3 protein-coding genes and 1 pseudogene are annotated in these 2,913 nt (G+C 60.5%); 2 read left to right on the top strand and 2 right to left on the bottom strand.

What is annotated here, in order from left to right; translation table 11 throughout:
* Nucleotides 1-683, bottom strand: a 683-nt coding sequence (locus ACEW8G_RS10735) for a response regulator (RefSeq protein WP_373488412.1), incomplete at its 3' end; no start/stop codon positions are given.
* Nucleotides 684-950: 267 nt separating this feature from the next.
* Between ACEW8G_RS10735 and ACEW8G_RS10730 the strand changes: the two genes are divergently transcribed.
* Together ACEW8G_RS10730 and ACEW8G_RS10725 are read left to right on the top strand one after the other, a co-directional pair.
* On the top strand, nucleotides 951-1,190 hold the full coding sequence (locus ACEW8G_RS10730; protein WP_373488411.1) for a NepR family anti-sigma factor: 240 nt from the start codon (nucleotides 951-953) through the stop codon (nucleotides 1,188-1,190).
* Entirely contained in the window at nucleotides 1,190-2,776 is a 1,587-nt protein-coding gene (locus tag ACEW8G_RS10725; RefSeq protein ID WP_373488410.1) for a sensor histidine kinase, read from the top strand. The genes ACEW8G_RS10730 and ACEW8G_RS10725 overlap by 1 nt, the downstream gene beginning before the upstream one ends.
* Before the next feature lie 12 nt (nucleotides 2,777-2,788).
* Here the strand turns inward: ACEW8G_RS10725 and ACEW8G_RS10720 are convergent.
* Nucleotides 2,789-2,913: pseudogene (locus ACEW8G_RS10720) on the bottom strand (IS630 family transposase); the annotation flags it as partial.

Raw genomic sequence — 2,913 nt, 5'->3', positions numbered from 1 at the left:
GCGGTAATGAAAATAACCGGCACGTCGATTTCGCGCAGGATGTCTGCCACCGCATCGATGCCTGAGCTGTCATCGGCCAGTTGGATGTCGGCGAGCACGAGGCCCGGCTTCTCGCGCAAAGCCTGCTCGACTGCCTCGTCGCGCGTGACAGCGATGCCAGTGACTTCATGGCCCAAATCGCGCACGATGGTCTCGATGTCCATCGCGATGATCGGTTCATCCTCGATGATCAGCACGCGCGACTTGATCTGGCTGTCAATCTCGACCAGCGCTTCAGCCACCATACCGGCGACGGTGCGGTCGTCGGTGCCCATCAGATACGCGGCATCGGCGTTGGAGAAACCTTCCATCGCGGTGAGCAACAAGGCCTGCCGGGACAACGGCGGAATGCGGCGCAGCCGCTGGTTCGCCACTACGCTGTGGGCGCTTTCATCATCATCGGGATAAGCATCGAAGCTGTCAGATTCCTGCCGCTCGTCATGGGTGGATGACCAGATGACCTGGAACACCCGGTAAAGCCCAAGCCGCGCATCGACATCACGCGGAAACTGGTCGGGCGCTGCGATTATTGCCTGTAGCGCCGCCTTCACATAGGCGTCGCCGTGATGCTGATCACCCGCAAGCGCACGGCTGTAGCGGCGCAGGAACGGAAGATGGGGGGCGAGCGTCTGGCCGAGGGACATGGTCTGGAAAACTCCTTGATGGAATGCGCTGTCTCTATGGCCTTTGTTGCGCGGTGTCAAAATCGAGCAGCCATGTCGGATATGGAAAACGTCGGGTATGCGAAACATGGCCGCGCAAGCGCAGCCACGGGCAAGGAACAATCCGCGCCGCTGTTTGTTTCCACCCCAGAGACGTTTTTGTCGGACCGCATGACATTTTGCGGACTTGGCAGCAACTGGACGGCTTGCTAGTTCCACTTCTGGACAAAAATTCAACAGGCGGGATAAATGCTTGTGCAAAACAACAACGGCGATGAGTCCGGCAGCGGGGAACAAGCCAGAAAGCCGCGCCCCGATGAGGCGCCTGCGCAAGATGCCAAAGCCGCAGAGGGCAACCCGCCTGAGTCTGCGTCCGCTGACAAGAGCAAAAGCCAGCTGATCGGAGATGCGCTCAAAACCGTTTATCGCCATACCCTTGAAGAAGACATTCCCGGCGATTTTCTGGATCTGCTCAAGCAGTTGAAGTAATGCTGTCATCCCAGCGACCGGCACCGGCGTGGCTTGGGCCGCTTAGCCGCCTTTCCATTGGCACCCGAATTTTTCTGATCCTGCTGGTGGCGCTGTTGCCGCTCGCTATCGGCACCTTGGTCGCCACGCGCAGCCTAACCCATGCTGCGAACCAAGATCGCACGCGCCTGCTGCAGAAAAACGTGGATGATGCCGCCGGACGGCTGGGCAATGCCATCAGAAGCGATCTCGCAGTTATCGGCTCGGCCGCCTCGCAAATCGCGCTGGGGGAAGACCCGGCTACGGTCTGCAAAACCCTCAACAATCAGCTTGGTCCGGGTCAAACCCGCTTTTCCGCCCTGCTTTACGCCAGCGGCACCGGTGCGCCACAATGCCAGATCGGTGCAGAAACGCGGGTCTTGCGCGCTGCTGGTCAGCGCCTCGGCCAACCCGGAACACAGCTCGTCTCAAAGCCCAACGGCGTTGTCTTTGCGGTGCGGGGTCGCATTTCGGCTGCTCGCGCCTTTGCGTTTTATCCGGCCGACAGCCTGTTCAGGCTTGCCGACCCGGTCGATGATGTGCCGCTGTCACAGTTTGAGCTGCGAGACCAGAGCGGCGTGCTGGCGCTCACCACCATTCCTGCGCCATGGAACAAGCGGCTGAACGCGTTGATGACCGCCTCTCGCGATGTCAACGGATTGAGCCTTGACCTGCGGCATGTCCAGCAAAAGCGCAGCCCGCCCGAATTGTGGGCACAGGTCATTCCGTTCATTACCATTTTTGTCGCTGCGATTATCGGCTGGCTGGTGGTTAGCCGTATGCTGATCAAACCGTTGACCCAGCTGCAGCACAAGATCCGCCAGTATGAAACCGGCACCCAGCTGACGCCGATGAACCGCACCCCGTTCAATGCCAGCGAGATTGAGGAGCTCGACACCGGCTTTGTGATGCTCGCGCACAAGGTGGCTCTCGACCGTGATGCACTTGATGTGGGCCTGAAGCAGCAAATATTGCTGACCCGCGAAGTGCACCACCGGGTCAAGAACAACCTGCAGATCGTCGCCAGCCTGATCAACCTGCACGCCCGCACTGCCGATTCACAACCGGCAAAGCTCGCCTATGGCAAGATTCAGCGCCGGGTCGATGCGCTCGCGGTGGTGCATCGCAACCATTTTGCCGAAACCGAACACAATGCGGGCATCAACCTGCGCGCGCTGGTAGGGGAGCTGGCGGGCAGTTTTGAACATCATGATGGCGACAGCGCCGTGCCCGCCACCATTGACATCGATAACATCCAGGTCAGCCAGGATGTCGGGGTGCCGATCGCGTTCCTGCTGACCGAGGTGCTTGAGCTCATCCACCTGACCATGCCCGATGCACCGGTGCGCATCTCGGCAAAGCCGCTGCCCGATGACCCGCAGCGCATCACCCTGCGCATCGCCTCCCCCGCGCTCGGCCCCAACGAAACACTCGAAGCTTTGCTCGCCGACGGCATCGACCGCGTCATCACCGGCCTCGCCCGCCAACTGCGCGCACCCCTGGAGCGCGACACAGCGTTCGAGTGTATTTCGATCGCGGTGCCGGTGTTTGTGGAGGCGCGGGTTTAGAGCGGTTTTCGATCATTCCGGGTCATACCCGCAAGAGCTGAAGTAGTTGGCGCATTCGCTGGGCTGGAAGATATCGACGAGCCTGCCGATGAGATCCCACAGGCCGCTGACGGTTCGCTCACCGACTTTGCGGAGCA

Source organism: Blastomonas sp. (genome assembly GCF_041747255.1).
In the GTDB taxonomy this organism is placed as follows: Bacteria; Pseudomonadota; Alphaproteobacteria; order Sphingomonadales; family Sphingomonadaceae; genus Blastomonas.
Note: the sequence above shows the minus strand (reverse complement) of the source record. Positions and strands in the feature narration are given on the sequence as shown.